Raw genomic sequence first — 25,519 nt, forward strand, 5'->3', positions numbered from 1 at the left:
ATTTTATTGCCGGCAGTTAATTTAGCCGCTATTGCAGGCTGGAAACCTGTCGATGGCAGAGCAAAACTAGGCTTCGGCTACTTCGGCTTCGCTCAGCACAAGTCCGCTCAGCCGTCGGCATGATGCTGATAGACGGCATATTAACTTACCCGCGCCTCGACAATTTCCAAGCCTCTAAAAACCGAGCAGCGCTTGAATACCTCGATCTCCGGCAATAATTGTTTTTGCTGGCAAAACTTGGCCACCAGCTTGGTCAGGCCCTTGATGTCTCGGCCGCTGGCTCCGGGAAACAATGCCGCCAACTGCTCGACCACGCCATCGGCCACCGGTAGCGCAAACTGTTCGGTCATCACCCGCCAGATTTTGCAGCGGTCGGCATGATCGGGCGAGTGATAGCGGATCATCGCGATGCAGCGGGAAATAATGGCTTCATCAATATCGTCGACCCGGTTGGTGGTCATGAACAGCAGGCCGTTGAAATATTCCAACACCCGCAAAAACACCCCGACTACCGCATTCGAAGCCAGATTGTCGGCCCGTTTCTTGATATAGACATCGGCCTCGTCGATCAGCATCACCGCGCCCCAGCGCTGAGCCCGGATCAGAGTCTCCTTTAACGTCTTTTCCATTTCGGCTACATTCAAGCCCAATTGCCCTGAATGCACCCGGTATAGCGGCCGTTTGATGATTTCGGAATAGACTTCCGCGGTCAGGGTCTTGCCCACGCCGGCCGGCCCGGCGCATAACACGGTAGTCCCGCCCGATTTTCCTTCCACGATGTCGTCGGTCAACATATCCATTTCGGCGGTCAGAATGTCGATCAAATCGGTCTGCTCCGGCGGCAAGATCAGCTTCTGTTTCAATTCCGGTTGATAAACATAAGGCTGCATATCGTCGACGTGCACCCAGACATGATGATGCAATTCCAGATGAAAGGTCAGGATATAGCCGTGTACCGGCAACTCGGTGAACAAACCGGGCGGAATCTCGTCCTTGAATGCCTCCACCGCCGACTCGGTCTTGCTGTCGTAGCGCATGCTCTTGCCGGCCTTGCGTAGATAATTGCCCAAAATATCGCCCGAGGCATCCAGGCTCAAGGCCCGTTCGCTCAGAATGTTTTCGTCGTTGACCAGCCGGCAGGCACCGCCGCCGGACGACAGCACCACGGTATTCTTGCGGGTCCAGTCGCTGCTGCGATGGCTGGCGGTCGGGTCGTCGGCATAAACCCCGGTGCCCCAGCCGGAAAATTGTTCGCCATAGCGCGCCCGCCAATCAAAGTAGCGGCCGGCGGCTTCGTCATAACCGGCAATCAAGTCCTGAGTTTCCTTCAGATAACCCTTGCCGGCAAAAATTTCGGGTATGGTCTTACCGGCCAAATCCTTGCTGCGTATGATCAGGGTTTCATTGACGATCTTACCCTTGCTGTTGGCTTTCAGCTCGATCAAAATCCGTCCGGCTTCTTCCTCGCCCGGCGGCGTGTAATCCAGACGCGTGATCAGATAAGCCAGGGTTCTACCGGAAGCTTCGACATGAAACAACCAGCCGCGTATTGCCCCTGTTAACAAATACCGGGCAATATCGGGCAGCAGAATTTCCAATTGCTCGGCGCCGTAACGGGTGCTGTTATCGGCTAACGCGCCGATCAGGGCGTTGATCAAGGCCGCCTTCTGCTGAAACGCTTCACCGGCATGCAGATACATTCCCGCCAGACTGGCCAGTTCGGCTTCGCTGAGCTGATCAAAGGAAACCTGAGCCTTGCCGCCGAAACGCAATTGCTCGTTCAAGGCATTCAAACGCGGATGCGCCGCCAACAAGGGTTCCAGATAGGATTTTTCGATATGTAATTTCATGACATCACTCCGATGACGGTAAGGCCAGGCACAAAACTTCGGCAAGATGCAACGGCTTGCCGAAGCCGCCGTTTTCGATTTGTTGCTGGCAGGAAAATCCGTTGCTGACTAACAGCGCGCCGGGTTCGGCGCGCAGAGCCGGAAACAAAGCCAACTCGGCCATGGCTTGGGAATGGGCGTAATGCTCGGCTTCGACGCCGAAATTGCCGGCCATGCCGCAGCAGGACGCTTCGATCAATTCAAAATCCAGACCCGGCACTTGCTTCAGCAGCTTACGGACCGATTTGATCGCGCCGACCGCTTTTTGATGGCAATGGCCATGCAGCAGCAGGCGCGGCACGCCGCTCAAGGTTTGAAACTTTAAAGTCCAACGCTGGGCGGTTTGCTCCTTGACAATGAACTCTTCCAGCAGAAACACTTTTGCCGCCAGCTTTTGCGCCGGCTCGCCCAAACCCAGTTTCAGGTATTCATCGCGCAAACTCAGTATGCAGGATGGCTCCAATCCCACTATGCTGTAGCCGGCTTGCACATGAGGCTCCAAGACCTTCAACAATCGCCGAGCTTCATCCCTGGCCCTGTCTAGCCTGCCATTGGAAAAATAGGTACGCCCGCAGCATAAAGGCCGCTCGGGTTCATCGTCGGCGGACGGCATCGCGACATGCACTTGATAGCCGGCGGCGGTTAACAGCTTTTGCGCAGCCTCGGCCGCTTCCGGATTGAAATAATGATTGAAGGTATCGACAAACAGCACCACTTGCTTATCGATGTTTTCGGTTTTAAGTGCCTGTTTGAAACCGGCGGGATACTGAAACGGCCGTTTCGCCGGCACCGGCAGGCGAACTTTGGCGCTGATGCCCAAACCCGCTTCCAGCAATTTCGCCAACCAAGGTGAACGGTTACGCCATGACAGCGCCGGCTTCAACACAGGCCAGCGCAGCCACTTCGGCAAATCCGCCCATAAGCGCCGCCGCAGCGACAGGCCTTGTTTCGCCGCCTGTTGCGCCAGAAACTCGGCCTTGATCAAGGCCATGTCCACTTCGTTTTCGCACTCGCGCTTACAGCCCTTACAGGACACGCATAGCGCCATCGCATCGGCCAAGGCCGGATTGAAAAACGCCGCCTCGTCATCGGAATTCAGCGCGGCTTTCAACAATTTTACCCGTCCACCCGGCGATAAAACCGGATTATTGCTGATCCGAAAGCTGGGGCACATGACGCCTTTTCCGGCTTGTTCGCACTGTTTGCTGCCGATGCAGACCGCCACGGCCTTGGCGTAATCCCCGCCCTTTTTGGGGATGTCGGCATAAGCATCGCCCATGCCGGCATTTTCATAAGACGACCAATCCAAAAACAGTTTCATAAGCGCCGATCAGGTTGAAAACCCTGATCAAGCAAAATCGGCGCCAGAAATTAAGCAACGCTATTCCAGGGCTTCGCAACCGTTCACCGGCATCGGCTATGTCGCAAAGCCGACAATAGCCGATGCCGGCGCGCAATTTATGACAGGCCATGCCAGGCCCAAGGCCCGCCGATTCAGGCCCTATACAGCCGGCATAAACCTTGCTTTTTGTAAGTTTTAATTTGGATAAATCAACACCATGAACTTAGAACAATGCGAAAGCCGTTATTTCGTCAGCTATAGCGGCGTGAAACTCCCCTTGAAACTGGTCAACGAATTGCAAGACAGCGACCGGGAAAACCGCAATACTTTTTTTCGGGGCTATTTTGACGCGGAACAACGCTTGCTTCGTTGCGAGAAACTGGTGTATGGCGAAATCGAACTGCTGCACGATTACCAATACCACGACAACGGCGTACTCAGCCAGGCCGACATCACCGACGCCGACGGCGAATTGACCTCATTACGGTTTGATGCGGAGGGTAAACCGCTGGGTTAATGCCATTTCGTCGAATACACTTGACCCTGCACGGCATGCGGCTTGCCGAAACTGTCCTCACTCGACCGAAATGCAGTAGTACCGTCGTTACAAGAGTCGATCCAGCAGATTGACCTGCACATTGACCAACATGGTCGGCATGGTCGGTCCCGGACCGATGAAACTGCCCGATACCGGCGGTATGGCTTCGGGGTTACGGGCGACGGCCACCGCGATGTGCCGGTTGCCGGTCAATTCGCCCACGGTCGGGTCGAAGCCTTGCCAACCTCTACCGGGCAGATAGACTTCCGCCCAGGCATGAGTCGAGGCATTGCCGATTTCGGTGGCCGGCGCATGCAGATAACCGCTGACGAAGCGGCTAGCCAATCCCAGGCAACGGCAGGCTTCTATAAACAAGGTGGCATAGTCCCGGCAGGAACCGCTACCGATGCGCAAGGTCTGCTCGGGCGACTGAACCCCGGCTTCCTCGCGCATTTGATAGCGAAACTGACTATGAATCGCCTGATTGAGCATCGATTGCAATTCAAGCGTTTCCATGCTGCGCGTGCGCAAACCAATATCGTTTAACCAGCTTACGATCGCCGGCTGATCGTGAATGAATACCGATTGTTGGTATGCCGCCAGGTCGGTGCGCTCCCCTTCCTTGTAGACAAAGGGATAATTCAGCGCATATTCCTCCACCGAAAAATTCAACGGCGAATCCTCGTAATGCTGAATCACTACAGTGCTGGCTATATTCAGCCTATCGGCCGGTTTCAGAAAGTTAACCACGGCCAGGGAATTATCGAAGACATCCCGATACCATTTGATAATGTATTCAGGACTGATCTCCAATTGGGAGGATTCGATACGCACATCATGGCCTTCGCGCGGCCGCAACAATAATTGATGCTGGTTCAGCGTGACGGGCCTGGAAAAGATGTATTCGGTAACATGCCGTATGCGTATGCGTTGCATCGGCTTTACTCCGGCGGACCGTTCAGCCGTTCAACGCTGACCGACATCTGCAAGGGATGCAGCGCCGGACCAAACTGGGTGAAAATAGCGACATCGGCGGCATCATGGCCATAGGCGACGATCACTCTGCCGCCGCGCGGCTCGGTCTGAGTCGGATCGAAGGTGTACCAGCGCCCGCCCACATAAGCTTCAAACCAGGCATGAAAGTCCATCGGTTTCAAACCGTACAAATAACCCACCACCATGCGGGCGGGGATGCACAGGGCTCGGCACAAGGCGATGCCCAAGTGCGCCAATTCGCGGCAAACCCCTTCTCCCGCTTGGTTGACTTCCACGGCCGACATTTGAAAATAAGGCGAATCGGGATTGAAACGGATATTATCCCGCAACCATTGGTTGACGGTCACCACCTGATCATAACCGGGCTTTACACCCTCGACGATCTCCTGGGCAAGTTCGATGAAGCGGTCCGATTCGCAATAGCGGGTCGGCAACAAATAGGTCAAGACCGAATTCGGCAGATTTTGCACTTCATCAAACCGCGCCCCTGGGCAAACATCGATCTGTTCGCTGGTATGAATATCGGCGCTGGTACGCACGAAAAACTGACCCGGCTGGGCAATCAAACGCTGGCACAGATTGCCATAATCGTCGGTATATTCAAACACCGGCACGGTCGGCTTTAAGGTATACGACTCCCTTGCCACCCATTGATTCGCGCCGTTTCGGGGGCGCAACATCAAAATAAACGGCGTGGGAACAATGACATCAAAGGTCATTTCACAGCTTGTACGCAGCCACATCACAATAATCTCCCCTCGCCCGATTAAGGACAGCTTCGGTTTAGCCGACTATCGACAAGCAATGCCTGCCGTTACCGCGGGCATAAACAACAAAGGTAACAACTGATCAGGCGTTTTCGCCTGTCGCCTGTTGTTTTAAACAATCAAACCATCTTCCATATGCAGCACATGATCCATGCGCCCCGCCAGATCGGGGTCGTGCGTCACCACCAAAAAGCTGACCTGTAATTCCTGATTCAACTCCAACATCAATTGATAAATCTGGTCGGCGGTTTTACTGTCCAGATTGCCGGTCGGCTCATCGGCCAACACACATTTGGGTTTGTTGATCAAGGCTCTGGCCACCGCCGCGCGTTGACGCTCGCCACCCGACAATTCGCCCGGTTTATGCTCGATCCGATGACCCAAGCCTACCCTTTTCAACAAATCGGTCGCCTGCTCCCGCGCCTGTTTGATCGACTGCCTGCCGATCAGCAACGGCATCGCCACGTTTTCCAAAATGGTGAACTCGCCCAGCAGGTGATGAAACTGGTAGATAAAACCCAGGGACTGGTTGCGCAACTGGCTGAGTTTGCCGGCGCCGACCTTGTTCAAATCGTAACCATCCAGCACCACATCGCCGGAAGTCGGTTTTTCCAAGCCGCCCAGCAAATGCAGCAAGGTGCTCTTGCCGGAACCGGAGGCGCCCATGATGGCGACGCGTTGTCCGGCATGAACCGACAGGTCGACGCCCTTCAACACCTCGACATTCAAATCGCCTTGGACAAAGCGCTTGGTCAGTTGCCGGCATTCTAAAATCACGGGCTTACTCATAACGCAGCACCTCCGCCGGATTGATGCGGGAAGCCTGCCAGGCCGGATACAAGGTAGCCAGCAAGGACAAGAAAAAAGCCATGGCGGCAATCCAGTAAACGTCGAGCCAGATCAATTTGGACGGCACTTCGCTGATGTAATAGACATCGGCGGCCATGAATTGCACGCCAAAGGCTTTTTCGATGGCCGGCACGATGGTTTCCACATTGAGAGCTAGCGCCACGCCGCCCAAGGTACCGAGTAGGGTGCCTATGCTGCCGATTACGCAGCCCAGCACGATGAAGATACCCATCACCGACAGATTGGTCAGGCCCTGGGTTTTTAATATGGCGATATCACCGCGCTTGTCGGTCACCACCATCACCAAGGTCGAGACGATGTTGAATGCGGCCACCGCCACAATCAGCAGCAAAATAATGAACATGGCCCGTTTTTCGGTTTGGACGGCGCGGAAGAAATTGCTGTGCGCCAGGGTCCAGTCGCTCACCCGATAGTCGGAGCCTAATGCGTCGGCCATGCTCTGGGTAATCATCGGCGCGTTGAACAAGTCATCCAGCTTCAAGCGCAAGCCCGAGACCGCCGGTTCTATCCGGAACAATTTGCCGGCGTCATCCATGTGTATCATCGCCATGTTGCGGTCGTATTCGTACATACCGACCTTAAATACACCGACCACGGTAAAGCGTTTCAGGCGTGGCAAGATGCCGGCCGGGGTGGAATTGACCTGCGGCGTGATGATGGTGACTTTATCCCCCATGAACACACCCAAATGATTCGCCAGTTCCGCGCCCAAAATGATGCCGAACTCGCCGGACTTGAGGCTATCGAGACTGCCGTATGTCATTTTACCGGCCACTTCCGACACCTTGGGTTCGTAGTCCGGCAGGATGCCTTGCACCAAGGTGCCGCTGACCTGCCTATCGGCATTGACCATCACCTGGCCTTGAATGAACGGAGCCGCGCCTTCCACATGCGGCATGCCGAGGGTGCGTTCCGCCAGGCTTTGCCAATCATCCAGCTGGCCGGAGCGACCGCTGATGGTGGTATGGGCGGTCATGCCCAGTATGCGTTCGCGCAATTCGGCTTCGAAGCCGTTCATCACCGACAATACCGTAATCAAGGCCGTCACGCCCAGCGCAATGCCAAGGACCGATGTCAGGGTAATGAAGGAAATAAATTGAGTACGGCGTTTGGCGCGCGTATAGCGCAGCCCTATATAAAGTATAAGAGGTTTAAACATGCGGAATCAGATTAAGAGCTCTTGCAATTAGCGCAATAGCCGTAAAGATAAAGACTGTGCTCGACCAGTGTGTAGCCCAGCCGGTCGGCGATTTCCAGTTGGCGTTTTTCAATCTCTTCGTCGGTAAATTCGTCGACCTTGCCACATTTCATGCACACCACATGATCGTGATGGCTTCCGCTATTCAGTTCGAAAATGGAGTTGCCGCCCTCGAAATGGTGGCGGTTAACCAAGCCGGCGGCTTCAAACTGGGTCAAAACCCGGTAAACCGTGGCCAAACCGATTTCCTCGCCTTCCGCCAGTAGAATTTTGTAGACTTTTTCAGCCGATAAATGCCGGTCATCCTGTTGTTTTTCAAGAATCTCCAGAATTTTGACTCTGGGCAAGGTGACTTTTAAGCCGGCGTTGCGTAATTCCTGTGTTTCCATAAGCTTATACTCGTCAATCGAAGTAGCGGGCCATTGTAGCGTTTTTTGCCCCGAGCCGCTGCCGGAATTATGGGATAATGCCGATTCGTTTTTCATCAGGATTGACCTCAACTCATGAAAAGAACCGTTTTTCTGCTGGCCGTTGCCGCCCCGCTGGCGCTGACCGCTTGCGAAACCATTCTGACCAACCTGCCGGGCGTCTATACCATCGACATCGAACAAGGCAACATGATCGATCAATCCATGGTCGACCAGTTACGCCCCAACATGACCAAGCGTCAGGTGCTGTACATCATGGGTTCACCGATGTTGACCGACACGTTCCACGAACAACGTTGGGATTATTTGTATTCCGATCAACCGGGTGGCGGAGACCGGATGCAAAAACGCCTGTCGCTTTATTTTAACGGCGACAATCTGGCCGGCGTCCAAGGTGATTTTCACCCCAGCGCCCTGCCGGTGATCAAGGAATCGGCGGAAACCACGGTAGACATACCCAAGCGCGATCTTGACACCACCATGTGGGAAAAAATCACCAGCCTGTTTAGCGACGATACCCCGCCTACCCGTCCGGTCAAACCCGACACCCCAAGCGCCGAGCAACCTTCCGAAGCCGATCCAAAACCGGCCGAACCGACGGCAAACACGGACACCCAATAGCCGTATACCCTTTTCCGGATTTTGACTACACTGGGCGTTTGAGTTCCTTCGCCAGCCGCCCAGTCCATGATCAATCTGATACAGCGCAATCCCTATTGTTTCCCGACCCTTGTTGCCGCGCTGATTGGCCTGCTATTCCCGCTATGCGCAATAGGATTATTGGTTTGGCATCAAAATCTCAGCCTCGGCTGGCATGACATTTCAAGCCTGCATCGAAACAATTATGCCTTATTGATTATCTGGAGCGCTCCGCTGGTACTCGGCGTGTTTGGTTTTCTGGTCGGAAAATTCAACGGGCTGTTAAATCAGAAAATGGATAGTCTGAAACACCAGACCACCCAACTAAACACCATACTGGATACCGCGCCCAGCGCCATCATCACTATCGATCAGCACGGCATCGTGACTAGTTTCAATAAGGCCGCCGAAAAGATTTTCGGTTACAGCCAAGTTGAAATAATAGGTAAAAATGTCAGCTGCCTGATGCCGGACACTATCGCCCCCCAACACGACGGCTATATCCAACGCTACCTTCAAACCGGCCAAGCCACCATCATCGGCAAACGCAGGGAGGTGGAAGCGCGACGCAAAAACGGCCAGTTTTTCCCCGCCCTGTTGCGAGTCAAGCCCATGCGGATAGACAACGAGACCTTTTTTTCCGGCGTCATAGACGACATCAGCGATACCAAGGCACTGCAAACCCAGCTGGTCCAGGCCCAAAAACTGGAAGCCATCGGTCAACTGGCGGCCGGCGTTGCCCATGAAATCAATACACCGATTCAATACATCGGCGATAATTTGTCCGCATTGAAGCAAAACTTTAGCGACCTCCTAGCCTATCATCAGGCCTTGAATGCATTGGCCGACGATACGTTAAAACCCCGGCTTGCGGAGTTGGACCAGCAATACGATATAGACTACATTCTGGAAGACAGCCCCAATGCGATTCGGCAATCGCTGGAAGGCATCGACAGGGTGGCGGAAATCGTCAAGGCCATGAAGACCTTTTCGCATATCGACCAAGGTCAAAACAAACAGATCATCAACCTGCATGAAGCACTGAAGGGAGCGCTGACCATCAGCCGCAACAGCTATAAATATCTGGCTAACGTGGAGACCGACTTCGCCGATGACGTGGGCGGCATTGAATGTTACGCCAGCCAACTCAACCAGGTTTTTTTGAACTTGATCATCAATGCCGCGCACGCCATCGAGGAAAAGCAAGCCGGAACCGGCCTGATACGGATCGTAACCCGTAATCTCGGCGACAGTGTCGAAATCCTGATCCAGGACAATGGCGCCGGCATCCCGGAACCGATCCGGGAAAAAGTGTTCAACTTGTTTTTCACCACCAAACCGGTAGGCAAAGGCACCGGCCAGGGACTCAGCCTGGCCCACAGCATCATCGTCGAAACCCATCGGGGCAAATTGTTTTTTGAATCGGAAGCCGGCCACGGCACCACCTTCCACATCCAGTTGCCGATCAAGCTTGCCTAACGCGAGTAAAAACCATGAACAAGAAAAACATTCTGTTTGTCGACGACAACGAACAAGTCATTAACGGCATCCAACGCCAATTGCGCCCGTATCGCGAACAATGGACCCTGTTTTTTGCCCATGGCGGCGCCGAGGCCCTGCAACTGATGGCTCAACAACCGATCGATTTGATCGTCAGTGATATGCTGATGCCGGAGATGCGCGGCGATGAACTGTTAAAAAAAGTCAGCGAGCTCTACCCAGGCACCGTCCGTATGATACTCAGCGGCTATGCCGACGAAGAAACCCTGAAAAGCGGCCTGGAAGTCGCTCACCAACATATAAGCAAACCCTGCGGCGCGGAAACGTTGCGCGAAGTCATCTCCCAGATATTCAAAATTCAGGCCTGCGTCAGCAACCCGCGCATCATAGACGGTATCGGCGACCCTAACAAATTACCTAGTTTGCCGAAAATCTATCGAGAACTGAACGCTGCGATGGCTGACGAAAACACGACTTGCGGCGACTTGGCCAACATATTCGCCCGCGACATGGTGCTGTCGGCTAAATTGCTGCAACTGGTCAATTCACCGTATTTCGGGTTGAAACGGGTGGTTTCCAACTTGACCGAAGCCATCAATTTAATCGGTATCAAAAAACTAAATAATCTGGTGCTGTCGGTGCATGTCAAAGCGGCGTTTCCGGTCAATTCGCCGGAAACGGAACGCTATATGCAATATATCTGGCAGGATGCCGGCCGCACCGCCGAACTCGCCCGCCTTATCGCATTGTCCGAAAATCAGCTGGAAGACCGTCCCGATCAAGCCTATCTGGGCGGTCTACTGCACAACATGGGGCTGTTGATTTTTCTATCGCGCGGCGGCGATCAGCTTAAAACCCTTATGGAACAAGTAAAGAACACCGACACCGCGCTTGAACAACTGGAAATGGCCATCTTCGGCTTTACCCGCTCGGAAGCCGCCGCTTATTTGCTGAGCCTGTGGAAAATTCCACCGCGCATCATCGAAGCCATACTGCTACAAAACACTCCGAACGATACCGCTTACGACGGCGTCAACGCACTGACAGCGGTACATGTCGCCGCCTGCTTACTGAAACCTCCGGTGACCGAGGGCTACGACCGCCTGTTCGATATGAAGCTGGATACCGACTATCTGCAACGCATCGGCAAAATCGAGCGCCTACCGGACTGGGAGACCTTAGCCGACAAGATCATCAACCAATTCGCCACCCCATAAGGCTATCCGCATGACTGCCACGGACAAGATTCTCTGCGTGGATGATGAAGCCAATATCCTGCACATGTTTCAGCGCACGCTGGGCCGCAAACATCAGCTGTTGACCGCCGGTTCCGCGCTGGCCGGGCTGGATTTGCTACGCGAACATAGCGATATTGCCATCATCATCTCCGATTACAACATGCCGGATATCGACGGCGTTGAGTTCCTGAAACAGGCGCATGCGCTATCGCCCGACAGCGTCCAGATCATGCTGACCGGCAATATCGACCTCGGCGTTTCGATCAGAGCCATCAATGAAACCCATATTTTCCGCTACCTGCCCAAACCCTGCCCAAGCGATGTGTTGCATAAAGTAGTGCTCGATGCGCTCGACCAACATCATCTATTACTCGACAAGCGGCGCCTGAGCCTGGAACTGGCACAAAAAAACCAGGAATTGGCCGACCAAAACGCCAGATTATCGAAAAAGAAATACCTGCTGGAATATGAGCTGGAAATGGCCAAGGCGGTGTACTGCAACGTGGCCTCCTGTGAAAACAGTAGAATGACCGGGCTGGATTACCGGGTTCATGCCAAGGACGCCGTCGGCGGCGATTTTTTATTGACTCATATCAGCCCGGACAGGCGAGCGTTTTATCTGATCATGGGTGATTTAACCGGCCACGGATTGGAATCGGCGCTGGCGGTATTGCTGGTGGCCGAGAGTTTCGACCTGCTGTGCGGGGAACAACCCTCCATCGAGCATCTGGCGCAAGCCATCAATGACAAAATGTGCGGAAAATTACCAACCGGCTTGTTCTGCGCCGCCTTCCTGATCAAACTGGATTTAATCCAACAGTGCCTGCATATCTGGCAAGGCGGCATGCCGGATGGCTATTTTTTGGACGCCCAAGGCGGTATCGTCAAAACCCTGCATTCCAACAACCTGGCGCTGGGCGTACTGGCCGGACAGGATTATTCCGGCACCGCCAGCCGTCACGCCATTACCGACGCCCAATCCCTGTTTTTTTACAGCGATGGCGTTATCGAACAACTCGGCGTCGATCAAACACTGTTTGGCGATGACCGTCTAAAACAGGCGCTACTCGACACACCGACCGATTGCCGGCGGATTGATTTTGTGATGACGGCCCTCGATCGTCACCGGCAACAAAATGCGCAAACGGATGACATTTCCCTACTTGAACTCAAACTGCCCGACATTTGCAAAACCTTGGAGCGCGCATGACCAAATCGTCTAGCGGTATCAGCCAAAAAATCCTGTTCGTTGACGATGAAACCTTGTTGTTGGAAGGAATCAAGCGCCAACTGCGACGCCAATTCGAGGTCTCGGTTGCCGACGGCGGCGAGACGGCGCTGGCGTTATTAGCCGAGCAAGGGCCTTTTGCGGTGGTAGTCTCCGACTTCAACATGCCGGGCATGGACGGCATTGCTTTTCTGAATACGGTCCACCAGCAGCATCCGCATACCGTATTGATGATGTTGACCGGACGGGCCGAACTGGACCTGGCCGTCAACGCCCTGCACAAGGCTCACATCGCCCGATTTTTGAACAAACCCTGCCCCCAGGAAATATTACGGGAAACCCTGCTCGATGGTTTGGAACAATATCGGCTGCGAATGTCCGAGCAATTGCTGCAAGCGCAATTGCAGCAAGCCAATCAAGAGCTCAACCTACTGAACAACCAATTGGAACTGCTGGTAGCACAAAAAACCAAGGCACTGGCCTTGCAATATCGGCATGTGGCCGGCATGGCGCAAATGACCAACTCGCAAGCGGTCATCGCTGGCTTGATCGATGCGGTCCGGGAACTGACCGATGTGCCGGACGTTGCTTTATGGCTCAGTCCGCAACAGGACGGGCAATTTAGCCGCCACTATCCGCCGGAGCAAGACCAACCTGGCTTCGACGCCAAACACTGCCCGGACGGCATAATCGCCACTATCATCACCGGCAAACAAATCTGGCTGCACGATCCGGCGGCCGAAACCGCGCTCGGCGCTTTCGATGCCTCGCTGTTCCCAGGCCAACCGATGCTATCGCTACCTTTACGGAGCAAACACAGCTTGATCGGGCTACTCAATCTTGCCGGTGATGCGGTCAAACTTGAATCCCATATTTTGGATGCATTAAACGCCATCGTCGACGTCACCGCCACCGCCCTGCAAAGCCATTGGCACCGGGAAGCCTTCGAAGAAGCGCAGGACGCCATTATCAGCGCGCTGGCAAAATTATCCGAATACCGCGATCCCGAGACCGGCGCGCATTTGCTCAGATTGAAAAAATACTGCGGCTTGATCTGTCGGGCATTGGCCGAAACCGAACGTTATCGAGGGTTGATCACACCGGAATTCAGCGCAGACTTGGTACGCTCCTCGCCGTTACACGACATCGGCAAGGTCGGTATTCCCGATGCCATTTTGAAAAAACCGGGCCGATTGAACGCCGACGAATTCGAAATCATGAAAAACCACGCCCGGATCGGCGGCGACACTCTGCGCACGGTTTACGACCAATATCCCTCGCAAAGTTTCATCAAATGCGGCATGCAGGTAGCCTACGGCCATCACGAAAAATGGGACGGCAGCGGCTACCCGTTAGGATTGCAGGGCGAGGCAATTCCGCTGGCAGCCCGGATTCTGGCGTTGGTGGATGTTTACGACGCCCTCACCTGCCGCCGCATCTACAAACCGCCCTTCCCACGCGAACAGGCCAAAGCCATGATTGTCGAAGGCAGCGGCGTGCATTTCGACCCCGCCATCGTCGCCGGCTTTTTAAGTATCGAAGCCGAATTTCACCAGATCGCCGAACAGTTTGCCGATTTGGTGTAAGGGCGAGTAACACTCGGCTGATCAAAAGGCCAGAAGAGCAAGGGCCATAATTGCGGGCATTTGCCGGCTATGAATTACACCTTATCGCGTTGTTTTTGATTTGTAAGTTCTCATGAGCTTTATGGGCCCCGCGCTTTTGCGCAGTCCCGATTCAGCGTAGGAGTTGGCGCCGCCGAATCATTCCGGCTGATCAGGAAAGCCCCGAATAATGCCGTCGTCCAGCGCAATAGCAAACTCCTCGAAGATCATATTCATAAGCGAGAGATTGTTTTCGATGGCCCACATCGGTAGCGGACCGGTGCATAATGGCGTAAGACACCAATATCCGTGAAAATGACCACTGTAGTCTTTGTTACCATTGACAACGCAGACTAGGAACACAAAGTAGCCAACCCCGGCGTAACGCCACACCGTCGTTTTTTATCAAGGGCCGTATTCAAGTGAGGATATACAAATGGCTGAATTTAATTTTGAATTTGATTTCGATGAAGAGATATTCACTCCCGTATCCTTTCACGACAAGATCGAAAAACAAAAGCTGAAAGAATTTGAACAAGAAATGCAGACGAAAAACGTTTCCGAACGCCACTGTTGGATTTCCGAATGCGCCTACTATAAAGCCGAGCACCGGGGATTTGAGTCCGGCTTGGAACTCGATGACTGGCTTGCGGCGGAAGCGGAGTTTATGAAGCGGAATAATAAGCAGAGCTAAAGGGTGTAATCGGCGTTTGGATTGCATCAAAAATAAGTTCCAGATATTCGAATGTCTCGTAGATACTCTGTTCCAAGTCAACAAAATTCCATCACTTTTTCACTCAGCGATGATGGGTGTCGGAATGACATAAAACCGTGTGTTATCGAACGGCTGGTCGTGCTTTAGCATGCCATGGATCGCATGCAGTAATTTACGCATCACTGCGCAGACGGCCTGTAAAGGTTTCTTGCCGTTGTCGACCAAGTGCTGGAAATAAGCGCTGACATGGGGATCATGCTGTTTGGCGCTCAAGGCCGGCATATACAATGCCGAGCGAATATGCCGGTTACCCGCCTTGGACAGCCGCATTTTCTTATGTACGCTTTTGCCGGATTCAAAGGCTTTGGGATCGAGCCCGGCAAACTTGACCCATTCGCGATGCGACAGGTTGGGTGGCAATAACAGCAGTTCGCCCATCAAAGCAATGGCGCTGGTTTGGGCAATGCCTTTGATGCCGGTCAGCAACTCAAAAACACGCTTGAGTTCCGGGTGCTGGTTGATCAAGGTCATCGCTTCGGCGGCCAAGGTATCGATGCGTTTTTCCAATTGACTGATCGCCAGCTTGGCATCGCGCAGCAACGCCTTTGGAGTTTCCTGAGTCGCACTCAGTGCATGCAGATGGTTTTTCGCGGCAGCTTTCTGACCGGTCAGCGCATCAATGCGGCGGGCAAACCCGCGCAAAGCCAGGGTCTGATTCGATGGCCGGGTCCAGGCGACAAAGTCCATGCGCTCGACGTATTCGGCCAGGGTATTGGCATCAACGGCATCGGTTTTGCTGTTTCTCATCAACACCTTGGCGAAGTTATGCGAGGCCTTGGGATTGACGACCATCACGGGAATACCGGCGTCATGCAACGCAATTGCCAGGTCGAAATGGTAAATGCCGGTGGCTTCCAGGCAGACTTTGATGCCCGGCAGCTTGATCAGCTTGTTGACCAAGCGGGCACGGTCAGAGCGGGTATTGGCATATTTTTGTGGATCGAACGACTTGCCGTTCTTGCGGATCACCAGCACCAATTCATCGGCTCCGACATCCACGCCGGCAAACAGGCGGTGGATAGATTCAGCGATGGCATTGATTGGGAGGTTCGTCATAATCGTTTTTTAATTCAGTTAAAGGTTAAGTACACTATTCACCGGTTCCCGACCCTGCGCATGCACCTACCTTCCTTGTGTATGCAGGCTCTAAGCCTCGGATACTCCACGGTATGGGTGAATAGGGCGGGGGCCAATCTACAGCACAGGCTCTGGTATTTACCAGTCCTCAGGGGCGAACGGCCTCCCAATGAACGATGACAGCTTAATCGGTTCTTCTAGGCTATCGGTTGTTAAAATTCATCATACAAGGGGCGAATTCATTCGCCTTGGGCGATTAAAATCGCCCCAATCAATTCAGACAAATTATTTGCAACCAAATCATTAGCTCCGGATGATGATGCAAACCCATCGCTATTCCCCGCATGACTCTTCCATACCAATGATGTCCGCCGTGAACGTAACGTAATATTAACGTCCAAACTAGCCCAAACAGCTATAACTTGGGCATCGGCGCGGTCAAGCCTCGGCCAATGAGCACCGCCGCCAATAGAACGATCACGGTGAAACCGCCCATAATCAAGGTGCCTAACCATATCTCCAAAAACAGGCCTATTCTGGCGTTTTCGGGATTACCGGCTTCATAATAGACGGTCAAGCTATCGCCAATTTTGAATCCGCCGTAAGCTTCGGTGCCATCGCTTTCTATTTGCAATACTTCACCTGACGCGGGCCGGTATTCGACGACCAGAGAGGGCAAAACATCGCGTTTGACTTCAACGACTTGGCCTAGTACGCGCTCGGCGCCGTAGCTGAACCAAAGGCTTTGATAACACAGATAAGCCGTGCCAAGCACAAACGGCGCCAGCATCAGCACCAGACCCATCAATGCGCCCCGATGATACGGGTCGAGCAGGCTCTTGCGAGGTTCGCGCATCGAACCCGTCATTCGGTTCCATTCGGACTCAAAATCATCCCGGCTATCGCCAGGCGTTTGGAAACCGGCGGAGATAGCCGGCGATTCAGTTGCCGCCGGCATTGGGTCGTCATTTGACCGGTTTTCTCGATCGGTTCGCCCCTGCAAGCGCGCCAGCAAGGCGTTAAAGGCAGGCCGCGGCAGCATGGTTTCGCTGAGGCTCAGAATTTCACGCCCTTGTTTATCGGTGACCTTGTAAACATTCAGGGTTTGCGGGCGACTGTCCTTGGCCGAATGAGAGCGGTCGTAACGCTGTTGCGCCTCCCGATTCAGGTTGACCAAATTGACATCGGCAACCCCGGACCATGGCACTCGCTTGATACCGAAAAAACTGCTGTCCACCAAACCGGTTTGATCCTGGCAGAGGATACGGCTGAACGTGCTGACGGCGGTAAAAAGCGCCAGCAGCAACATGCCCAATCCGCCGATTATCATGACCATGGATAGCAACGGATCGCTCGACATCTGGACGATGGCTGCCGGCACCGCCAACAGCGCAATGAACAAAAACAAAACACTCCAAAAAATCACGGCTTTGCGGCTGCCGGAAGTTTCCGTGATCGGTTCGGCATCCATGCCGGTAAAGCCAATGCGTAGCGGCGCGGATTCGGTCGCAATCCAAGCGCCATTCAGCCAAGTCCTATCCTCGCCCCAACCCGAACGGGCCAACCATCTCCAAGCCGCCGCCAGCAACAAGACAAACAAAAAATAGCCGCAGACGGGAAACCAAAGCCCGGTCAAACTGAGTATTTCCAATTGCTCGGGCCGGTTCGGGTTTTGCAAAAGCTCGACCTGGTCAAACACCGACAACCAGGCGTAGGGATTGCTTGGCAGCAACAGGCAAGTATTGCCGGGTTGGTGGGCATAGCAATTTTCGGGAATTTTTTTTGTGGGTAAGGCATCGGCAAATTCAATTGCCACCTCAATTTCGACCTCCGTTTCGCCGGCGAGACTAAAAATCTCCGCCGGTTGGCGCGGCCACTGCGTCAGTTTTTCAACATTGAGGACTGTCCCCATCAGCGTCAGATACAGGTTCAGCAAACCCAGCGCCAACAGAACAAATGACAGAACAAGCTTGATGCGTTGTATGGTTTTCAAGCCGCGACATTCGATCATCATGTTTCACTATCCAAGCAGGTTAGAAACCAGCGCCGATGGTCGGCGGATTCTTTTGGGTGTCTTGATTATGTCAGTTCACTATAGCGCCAACCACACCGATCATTCCGCCATAACCCAATCGGGTCTGGATTGAGATTAACCATGGACTTTACCTTGGGCCTGGCCTAATACAGCAGATATTTGGCGCGCAATATCCGAAACTGGTCCAGCCCTGACTGCCAGGTTTGGCGAATACCTTGCGGCTCCTTGCCCTGCTTGATCGCATCCAAAACCTCCCGCGCACCGAACATCGACAGCGTCCGGTCAATCTCGAATGTTCCCGAATACAGCCGTTGCAGGGCTGACGCTAGTTCCAGGCCCAGCAGCGGCCCGTCAAATAGTTCCCTATCGATCAACCGTAGACGCACACCTTGGCAGCGTTGCAATCGGAATCGGTCCACGCTGGGTTCGAAGCTCGCCGCTTCGAAAGCCAAGCCGGGTATTTTCCGCCGGTTCAAATATTCGGTAAGTCTATCGCCAGAAATCCAGGGAGCGCCGACGATTTCGAACGGCGTGTCGGTGCCTCGACCGACACTCAGGTTGGCGGATTCGACCAATGCTACTCCCGGATAAAGGAGCGCCTGGGTTAGCGAGCGGATATTGGGCGAAGGGTTAACCCACGGCAATCCGGTTTGGTCGAACCAGGTATCCCGCCGATAGCCTTGCATCGGGACAACATGCAGCTTGGCGCCGATACGGTTTTCGCTATTGAACAACCCGGCCAGTTCCCCCACCGTCATGCCGTAACGCACCGGCAAGGGGAAGTAACCGGTGAAGGATTTCAAAGAACGATCCATCACCGGCCCCTGAATCATGGAGGCATTGATGGGATTGGGCCGATCCAGCACGTAGAAGTCGAGACCGGCTGCCGCCGCCGCCTCCATTGCGTAAGCCATTGTGGTGATGTAGGTGTAAAACCGCGTGCCCACGTCTTGGATGTCGTAAACCAGCGCATCCAAGCCTTCCAGCATTTTGACCGTGGGCCTTTTGCTGTCGCCGTAAAGGCTATACACCGGCAAGCCGCTGGCTGAATCCCGCCCGGAAGCGATCTTCCGGTCCTGCTCCCCACTCAATCCATGCTCGGGACTGAAAATAGCCCGCAGCTTGATGCCGGGAGCCAGCCGCAGCAACTCGATCGTGGTGCGGCCGGCGGCGTCGAGTCCGGTGTGATTGGTGATGATGCCGATATTCTTGCCGGCCAGCGGGGCAAATCCGCTTGCCGCCAGCACATCGAGTCCGGTTTGTACCCGCGCCATATTGGCCGCCCCACCGCTACTGGATTTTTGGCTAGGGATTTCCGCGGCCGGCCCGATGGACAATGCAGCCGCAACCGCTGCCGCGGCTTTGGCCCGCAACGGCTTGACCGTACCCTTTGCGTCGGGATAAAGGCGGCTGGTCAAGATAATCAGGAAAGTACCGGACTGGGGAGCCAGCCAGATCGAGGTACCGGTATAACCGGTGTGCCCGAACGATCCGATCGGAAAAGCATCGTTATGCTCCGTGCTGTACGGCGAACGGATGTCCCAGCCCAAGCCGCGCAGGATCGAGCTACCTGGGATGCGATAAGCCGAAGACAAGGCGGCTACCGAGTGACTGGCCAGAACCGATTGGCCTCGCGCCATTCCGCCGCCGAGCAGCATCCGGGCAAAAACGGCCAGGTCGTCGGCCGTGGAAAACAGGCCCGCGTGTCCCGCCACGCCTCCCATCCGGTAAGCCGTGGGATCTTGGACTTCTGCCCGGCGTTGTCCGGATGGCGCCACTCGGCTACGCAAATGAGGCTGCGGCTTGAACATCGTATCCTTCAACCCCAGCGGCGCGAAAATATTCCGGGCACAATAGTCGTCCAACGGCAACCCCGACACACGGAGAACAATCTCGCCCAGTGCGACAAAGTTGGCATCGCTGTAACGGAAACCGGTTCCGGGCCTATCGAGCGGCCGGTCGGCCACGATGGCCTCCAAGGCTCCCTGGTAACCGGACCAGCTTATCTTGTTATTGACTTCGGCCCGTAAACCGGAATTATGGGTCAGCAGTTGTCGAAGGCTGATGCGCTCCTTGCCGTTTCGGCCGAATTCCGGCCAGTAGCTTGCTACGGGATTATCCAACGCCAAAGAGCCGCGTTCGGCCAATTGCAGGATGGCCGTGGTGGTTGCCACAACTTTGGTCAGAGAAGCCAGATCAAAGATCGTGTCCAGCGTCATCGCCTCGGCATGGGGCGGCGGCAAAACTTTATGACCGAAAGCCTTGCGGTAGACAATTTCGTTGCCCTGCCCGACCAGAATAACCGCTCCGGCCAGGTGTCCTGCAGCTATTTCCTGTTGGACGGCCTCGGTGAGGCGGGCAAAACGCGGGCTATCTGTTTCACCCGGCAGCGGTTCGGATACGGCCGGTTTTGCCAGCTCAGGAACGAGCGGGGGGCTGGCATCAACCCTAGGCGGCACACTGGCGCAACCGGTGAACCAAAAGGCACCGATAACCGCGATAAGCAGAACAAGGATCAATCCGGAATAATGGCTAGGAATCAACATCATCAAAACCCGACTTCGCATTCGGTAAGGCTCGTTAGCGGCAGTGGAAGCGCTTCCCGCGTTTCATTGCTCGCGGCCGATGTCTGAAAAAACCGCCTCGGGATAAACATTACGCGGGTTCCAAAACATCCAGCCGCTGGCGCCAAAATCCTCCGCGGCCTTGATCTGAATCCGCATTCTCTCCTCTTTAAAGTCTCCGCCGCGAAAAGCATAATCGCGGAAAGCTTGCAGCCAAGGCCGGAAACGCAAGGGCGAAACGCCGGTGCGCTCCTGGGCCTGCTTCAGGGATTGGTAGACGATTTGGTACGGATTTTTGACCGGGTTGCGGTACTTGGGAATCCCCAAATGATAGCCGGAGGGATATAGCATCGGGGAAATCACATCCACCGCCTGGCTGATCGGAACGATCTTCTGGCCGATGTCGGTATCGTTGCTGTTCCACACGACATAGCCGAAGATGTCCGCCGCCACCAAGACGTTATAGGGAATCAGGGCCTGGTGGGCGGCTTGCAGGAAGCCGGTGATGGCTTCGGTGCGGTTGTCTTCGGTGGCGGGTTTGGAAAACGCCCCGCCCCGCGTATCGGGAAAACGGACATAGTCGAATTGGACTTCATCGAAGCCCAGTTCGGCAACGGTCTTGGCGATGCCGATGTTATAGTCCCAAACCTCCCTGCTAAAGGGATCCACCCAGCGCAGATGTTCCCGGTCGGTGTAGATACCGCCGGACTTGGTTCTAACCGCCAAGTCCGGTCTGGCCTTGGCCAGTCGGTCGTCCTTGAACACCACGATGCGAGCGATCAGGTATAACTTCTTTTCCTTGAGACTAGTCAACAGCGACTTCATGTCCTTCACCAAAATAGTATCTTGCGCTCCGATCTGTTCGGCCAGCGGCAAGTCGACCTGGAAGGGGATAAAGCCCCTATCGCCCTTGACGTCGATGACCAGAGCGTTGAGATGATTGGTTTCGATGGTTTTCAGGGCAGCCTCCCTCAGTTTGGTACTGGCGATGCCATAGACGGTAAGATAAAGTCCCTTGACCGTGAACGGCGTCAGGCCGATGTCCGCGCCGGGGCTGCCCAACTCCGTGCCGGCAATTTCACGCCGCGCATAGCCGGCGGCCTTGAGTTTCAGCGTTTCTCCGCTCCCCTCCAACCGAAACATGCCGTCTTTGTCGGTGCGCACCGCCTGATCGCCCATGCTGACCAGCGCTGCCTCTATCGGCAAGCCGGTCGCCGCGTCGGTTACCCTGCCTTCATGGGCTAGCGTAGCCGTGGCCCAAAACAAAAACCCGATCAGGAGAGCTAAACACCGTCCTTGATTCTTCATGACTCGTACTCCGTTGGTTGCAATAATACGTCCATGTCCGGGGACTGGACCTTGGCTTTTAGCGTTTCCGCGATGTGGCCCGGCCGCTGATGATTGCGGAAAAGCCCTGGGTGCCATCGGCGTTCACCATCAAATAGCGGGGCTGGGACATGATGTTTTCGTCGACATCGGCATGGCGGCGGTCGATGCTGAAAGCGGCGATATAGCCGGCTTTTTCGGCCGCCTTTTCCAGATCGCCATCATAAATACCGAAAGGCCAGGCCAATAGATCCACCGTTCCGCCCAGTTTGTTCTCCAATACAGCCTTGGATTTTTCCAACTGTTCTTGCACAAATGCATGATAGGCATCGCTGGAGAGTCTCTTCCGGTCTTTATTGAAATTGGGGCTCCACAGGGTGTGCGACTGAATATCGAACAGGCCGGTTTGCCGCATGGTTTTCAATTGATCCCAGGTCAGCGCGTAGGAAGCATTGGAGATGGCCGAAGGATAAATGAACAGCGTGACCGGTATCTTGTATCGCCGCACGATGGGCAGCATCTCGCTAAAGACCGATTTGTGGCCGTCGTCGGCCGTGATCACCACGGCTTTAGCGGGCGGAGGCGGGCCGTCGCCGCGCAGGTAGTGCACCAGGCTCTTCAAGGGTATCACGCTGTAACCGTTGTCCGCGAGCCACTTCAACTGCGCCTCGAATACCGGCGTGGTTACCGTCATACTGTCGGCCACCTTCGGGCCGAACCGGTGGTAATTCAACACCGGAACGCCGGCCCAGTTATCTGCCTGGGCAATCGGCCCAGGCAGACACGCCAGAAAAAGCACAACACCGATGATGATAGGGATCGTGGCTGACATCTGAAAACCTCCTGTTAACCGGTATGGTGCTGGCGATAAAGCCGGCTCTGTCGAACGCGCGGCCGGTATCGATTGGCGGTTAATTCGCCTGATACGTGCGGTTATTGATTATGCAAGTGTAGGCCAAGTTTGAGGCGACGACATGGCTTAGGCTTGATAAACAAACTCGGATGCGTTGAATTTGCGCCTCGGCTATCTCCTGTATCGACAGACTCCGGTTGTAGAAAACTCGGAGGACTGCCCCGTGAATATATGGGTCAGTGCTTCCAGTTTAATGCTGGCTTATTCCGCAGGGTAAAATGGAGAATGCATACCGATATTGGCAGCTTGGGTGATGTCGCCGTCGAACAGCTTGACCGACAGATTGCCGTTGACCTGTTTGGTAAAAGGAATCAGCAAGCCGTCGATATAATTTTGCGCGTTCTCGATCGAATCGAATTCGTAAAAACCACCCACGGTTTTATTGTTGACGCCGCTTAACCAGGTTTTCGATTTCAAACCCGGATACTTTTTCATCTCGACATTGATAGGCTGCCAATCGATTTGATCGAAAGGAATAGCGACTTGAAATTCCGCATACAAAAATATTTTCATCAGTCAGTCTCGGTAAGTTATTGAGTTATAGCCATTTGAATGCTCAAAATGGCTCTTTGAAGGGTCTTAAATCCAGTTCATGGGTCCAGGCGCTGGGATGTTGCCGATGCAACTGCCAATAGGTTTCGGCGATCGCATCGGGTTGTAACAAACCATCCGCTCCCTTGGCGGCAACGAACCGGGAAAACTGCCGGTGCGCGCGTTCGCCGTCAATCACCCCATCAATGACCGCATGCACCACATGGATGCCTTGCGGCCCAAACTCCCGTGCCATGCCTTGCGCCAATGCCCGCACCCCGGCCTTGGCAGCCGAAAACGAGGTAAATGGCGGTTTGGCTCGCAACGACGCGGTGGCGCCGGTAAAAAACAAGCTGCCCTGTTGTTGCGGCAACATGTGCTTGATGGCCTCGCGGCCGAACAGAAAAGCGCCGAGACTGTTTTGCCGCCACAAAGCGGTGAACATCTCCACGTCGGTTTCCAGCAGCGGCGCGGACAAATTACTGTCGACATTGTAGGCAGCAATTTCCAAAACCTGGCCGTCGGCGGTGGCTGTCTCGAACAAGAGTTTTACGTCGCTTTCGCTGGTCGCATCAGCGACCACCGGGATTGCCATGCCACCGGCGTCGGCGATGGCGTCCGCTACCAAGGCCAGTTTCGCCGAACTGCGCCCGGCGATTACCACTTGCAAGCCTTCCGCCGCAAAACGCCGGGCCAACGCCGCGCCCAAGCCCTGTATCGGACCAACCCCCAATACCAGCGCCATTCTGTTCGTCGTCATCAGCTTGCCCGTCCGGCCTCGGTGGCGGCGGATACTTCAAGCAAGCGTCCGGATTTAACGTCGTAAATAAAGCCGTATACCGGAATATCCGCCGGTACCAATGGATGAGATTTGATCCGTAGCACATCTTCCAAAACACTCTCCGCCTGGTCTTTGATGGTCAGCCAGTTGATGTACTTGCCTTCGGAGCAGCCTGGACCTTCACAGCTATCGTGCCAGCCAGTCGCATCGACGCTGGCGGTTTTCAGGCTCTTGCTCAACAAGTCACTCATGATCTCATTGTTGAAGGTTTCCATGCCGCAATCGGTGTGATGGATCACGAACCATTCACGGGTGCCCAGCAGTTTGTAGGAAATCACCAGTGAACGAATGGCATCGTCGCTGGCTCGACCACCGGCATTGCGAATCACATGAGCATCGCCTTCCGACAGGCCGGCATATTTGGCCGGGTCCAGCCGCGCATCCATGCATGTCAGAATCGCAAAACGGCGGCCCGGCGGCATCGGCAAATCGCCTTTGTCGAAACCGGTGCTGTAGCCCTGGTTAGCGTGTAAAACTTCATTCAGTATTGTGCTCATGTTTGTTCCTGTTAGCCTCGGCCGAAAACCAAGGAAAAGTTATTGGCCGGCATATCGATGATTTCTTTTAACACCATGCCATGGTTGGCGGCGGCTTGTTTCAGATCGGCGACGTCTTTTAAACCCCACTCGGGGACTTGGTGCGAGGCCAGGGTTTTATGAAATTCCTCGTTGGATTCGGTGGTGAAACCGCCTTCGACTTTGAACGGGCCGTAGATCAGCAAAATACCGTCGTCGCCGAGCAAGTGCGAAGCGCATTCCATCATACCGTCGGCAATTGAGATCGGCGCGACTTGAAAAATATTGATACAGAAGATGGCGTCGAAACTGCCTTTATCGCCGGGGTTGAACCAGGTATCGGGATCGGTCAAATCCAGATGTACCGGATCGGCGATGTTGTCGTTACCGTGATCGGCGGTCAATTGTTTGATGTTATCGAACACTTCCTGATCCTTGTCGGTCGGATGAAAGTGTAAGTGATCGAAATGCGGCGCGAAAAAGTTGATATGCATGCCGCTGCCGCTGGCCATTTCCAATACCCGACCCTTGTCTTTGGGTAACTTCTCTTTTAACACGCCCAAGATCGGTTCGCGGTTGCGATTGCCGGCCCAGGCCACGTATTCGCTCAGCGGGTGCGGGTTCAATGGCGGTTTGTTGTCACTCATGTTGATCTCCTCGAAAGATTATTTATAGTTTTATGAAAAACCAGCTTGATCGGTTTTC

Annotated in this window: 24 protein-coding genes; 7 read left to right on the forward strand and 17 right to left on the reverse strand. The window is 54.4% G+C overall.

The annotated features are described in order from the left end of the window. Positions 1-140 precede the first annotated feature (140 nt). Both IVG45_RS10300 and IVG45_RS10305 read right to left on the reverse strand, forming a co-directional pair. Positions 141-1,850, reverse strand: coding sequence for an AAA family ATPase (locus tag IVG45_RS10300; protein WP_196437715.1), 1,710 nt, complete (start codon positions 1,848-1,850; stop codon positions 141-143). Positions 1,851-1,854: 4 nt separating this feature from the next. Next, positions 1,855-3,210 carry a (Fe-S)-binding protein gene (locus IVG45_RS10305; protein WP_196437716.1) on the reverse strand — a complete coding sequence of 452 codons (1,356 nt, stop codon included), beginning with the start codon at positions 3,208-3,210 and terminating at the stop codon, positions 1,855-1,857. A 238-nt stretch (positions 3,211-3,448) separates the two neighbouring features. On the opposite strand from IVG45_RS10305, the gene IVG45_RS10310 reads away from it, so the two are divergent. Next, positions 3,449-3,748, forward strand: coding sequence for a DUF6156 family protein (locus tag IVG45_RS10310; RefSeq protein ID WP_196437717.1), 300 nt, complete (start codon positions 3,449-3,451; stop codon positions 3,746-3,748). 87 nt (positions 3,749-3,835) lie between these two features. On the opposite strand, the gene IVG45_RS10315 is transcribed toward IVG45_RS10310, so the two are convergent. The 5 genes from IVG45_RS10315 to fur all read right to left on the reverse strand — a co-directional run bounded on the left by IVG45_RS10315 (position 3,836) and on the right by fur (position 7,989). After that, on the reverse strand, positions 3,836-4,705 hold the full coding sequence (locus IVG45_RS10315) for a transglutaminase family protein (RefSeq protein ID WP_196437718.1): 870 nt from the start codon (positions 4,703-4,705) through the stop codon (positions 3,836-3,838). Between the two features lie 5 nt (positions 4,706-4,710). After that, positions 4,711-5,484, reverse strand: coding sequence for a transglutaminase family protein (locus tag IVG45_RS10320; protein ID WP_230874831.1), 774 nt, complete (start codon positions 5,482-5,484; stop codon positions 4,711-4,713). A gap of 159 nt (positions 5,485-5,643) precedes the next feature. Beyond that, positions 5,644-6,321 (reverse strand): lipoprotein-releasing ABC transporter ATP-binding protein LolD, encoded by a 678-nt coding sequence (gene lolD, locus IVG45_RS10325; protein WP_196437720.1) that lies wholly within the window; start codon positions 6,319-6,321, stop codon positions 5,644-5,646. Next, complete coding sequence (locus IVG45_RS10330) at positions 6,314-7,561, reverse strand: lipoprotein-releasing ABC transporter permease subunit (protein WP_196437721.1); 1,248 nt, start codon at positions 7,559-7,561, stop codon at positions 6,314-6,316. The genes lolD and IVG45_RS10330 overlap by 8 nt, the downstream gene beginning before the upstream one ends. An 11-nt stretch (positions 7,562-7,572) precedes the next feature. After that, positions 7,573-7,989 (reverse strand): ferric iron uptake transcriptional regulator, encoded by a 417-nt coding sequence (gene fur / locus IVG45_RS10335; RefSeq protein WP_196437722.1) that lies wholly within the window; start codon positions 7,987-7,989, stop codon positions 7,573-7,575. Between the two features lie 114 nt (positions 7,990-8,103). On the opposite strand from fur, the gene IVG45_RS10340 reads away from it, so the two are divergent. The 5 genes from IVG45_RS10340 (at position 8,104) to IVG45_RS10360 (ending at position 14,219) form a co-directional block, all read left to right on the forward strand. Further along, positions 8,104-8,649 carry an outer membrane protein assembly factor BamE gene (locus tag IVG45_RS10340; protein WP_196437723.1) on the forward strand — a complete coding sequence of 182 codons (546 nt, stop codon included), beginning with the start codon at positions 8,104-8,106 and terminating at the stop codon, positions 8,647-8,649. 66 nt (positions 8,650-8,715) lie between these two features. Then, positions 8,716-10,146 (forward strand): two-component system sensor histidine kinase NtrB, encoded by a 1,431-nt coding sequence (locus IVG45_RS10345; RefSeq protein ID WP_196437724.1) that lies wholly within the window; start codon positions 8,716-8,718, stop codon positions 10,144-10,146. A 14-nt stretch (positions 10,147-10,160) separates the two neighbouring features. Beyond that, a complete protein-coding gene (locus IVG45_RS10350; RefSeq protein ID WP_196437725.1) occupies positions 10,161-11,384 on the forward strand; it encodes a response regulator in 1,224 nt (407 codons plus the stop codon). A 10-nt stretch (positions 11,385-11,394) separates the two neighbouring features. Then, the gene (locus IVG45_RS10355; RefSeq protein WP_196437726.1) at positions 11,395-12,615 is read left to right on the forward strand and encodes a SpoIIE family protein phosphatase; all 1,221 of its coding nucleotides are present in this window, start codon (positions 11,395-11,397) and stop codon (positions 12,613-12,615) included. Beyond that, positions 12,612-14,219, forward strand: a complete 1,608-nt coding sequence (locus tag IVG45_RS10360) for an HD domain-containing phosphohydrolase (RefSeq protein WP_196437727.1) — start codon at positions 12,612-12,614, stop codon at positions 14,217-14,219. The genes IVG45_RS10355 and IVG45_RS10360 overlap by 4 nt, the downstream gene beginning before the upstream one ends. Positions 14,220-14,396: 177 nt before the next feature. Here the strand turns inward: IVG45_RS10360 and IVG45_RS22995 are convergent, their stop codons facing one another. Further along, on the reverse strand, positions 14,397-14,504 hold the full coding sequence (locus IVG45_RS22995) for a DUF6924 domain-containing protein (RefSeq protein WP_442923357.1): 108 nt from the start codon (positions 14,502-14,504) through the stop codon (positions 14,397-14,399). A 169-nt stretch (positions 14,505-14,673) separates the two neighbouring features. Between IVG45_RS22995 and IVG45_RS10365 the strand changes: the two genes are divergently transcribed. After that, on the forward strand, positions 14,674-14,931 hold the full coding sequence (locus IVG45_RS10365; RefSeq protein WP_196437728.1) for a DUF2934 domain-containing protein: 258 nt from the start codon (positions 14,674-14,676) through the stop codon (positions 14,929-14,931). A 99-nt stretch (positions 14,932-15,030) separates the two neighbouring features. Here IVG45_RS10365 and IVG45_RS10370 read toward each other — a convergent pair whose 3' ends face one another. The 9 genes from IVG45_RS10370 to IVG45_RS10410 all read right to left on the reverse strand — a co-directional run bounded on the left by IVG45_RS10370 (position 15,031) and on the right by IVG45_RS10410 (position 25,461). After that, complete coding sequence (locus IVG45_RS10370; protein ID WP_196434802.1) at positions 15,031-16,068, reverse strand: IS110 family transposase; 1,038 nt, start codon at positions 16,066-16,068, stop codon at positions 15,031-15,033. A 436-nt stretch (positions 16,069-16,504) separates the two neighbouring features. Next, positions 16,505-18,103, reverse strand: a complete 1,599-nt coding sequence (locus IVG45_RS10375) for a DUF3592 domain-containing protein (protein WP_196437729.1) — start codon at positions 18,101-18,103, stop codon at positions 16,505-16,507. A 164-nt stretch (positions 18,104-18,267) separates the two neighbouring features. Continuing rightward, complete coding sequence (locus IVG45_RS10380; protein WP_196437730.1) at positions 18,268-20,691, reverse strand: exo-beta-N-acetylmuramidase NamZ domain-containing protein; 2,424 nt, start codon at positions 20,689-20,691, stop codon at positions 18,268-18,270. Between the two features lie 42 nt (positions 20,692-20,733). Next, entirely contained in the window at positions 20,734-21,996 is a 1,263-nt protein-coding gene (locus IVG45_RS10385) for a putative glycoside hydrolase (RefSeq protein ID WP_196437731.1), read from the reverse strand. A 58-nt stretch (positions 21,997-22,054) separates the two neighbouring features. Continuing rightward, positions 22,055-22,846, reverse strand: coding sequence for a polysaccharide deacetylase family protein (locus tag IVG45_RS10390; protein ID WP_196437732.1), 792 nt, complete (start codon positions 22,844-22,846; stop codon positions 22,055-22,057). A gap of 282 nt (positions 22,847-23,128) precedes the next feature. After that, positions 23,129-23,440 carry a YdhR family protein gene (locus IVG45_RS10395; RefSeq protein WP_196437733.1) on the reverse strand — a complete coding sequence of 104 codons (312 nt, stop codon included), beginning with the start codon at positions 23,438-23,440 and terminating at the stop codon, positions 23,129-23,131. Between the two features lie 43 nt (positions 23,441-23,483). Beyond that, positions 23,484-24,218, reverse strand: coding sequence for an SDR family NAD(P)-dependent oxidoreductase (locus tag IVG45_RS10400; RefSeq protein WP_196437734.1), 735 nt, complete (start codon positions 24,216-24,218; stop codon positions 23,484-23,486). Continuing rightward, on the reverse strand, positions 24,218-24,796 hold the full coding sequence (locus tag IVG45_RS10405) for a beta-class carbonic anhydrase (protein ID WP_196437735.1): 579 nt from the start codon (positions 24,794-24,796) through the stop codon (positions 24,218-24,220). Before IVG45_RS10405 ends, IVG45_RS10400 begins: the two co-directional genes overlap by 1 nt. An 11-nt stretch (positions 24,797-24,807) precedes the next feature. Continuing rightward, positions 24,808-25,461 (reverse strand): DUF938 domain-containing protein, encoded by a 654-nt coding sequence (locus IVG45_RS10410; RefSeq protein ID WP_196437736.1) that lies wholly within the window; start codon positions 25,459-25,461, stop codon positions 24,808-24,810. Positions 25,462-25,519 lie beyond the last annotated feature (58 nt).

The sequence above is a fragment of the Methylomonas sp. LL1 genome, from assembly GCF_015711015.1.
Lineage (GTDB): Bacteria > Pseudomonadota > Gammaproteobacteria > Methylococcales > Methylomonadaceae > Methylomonas.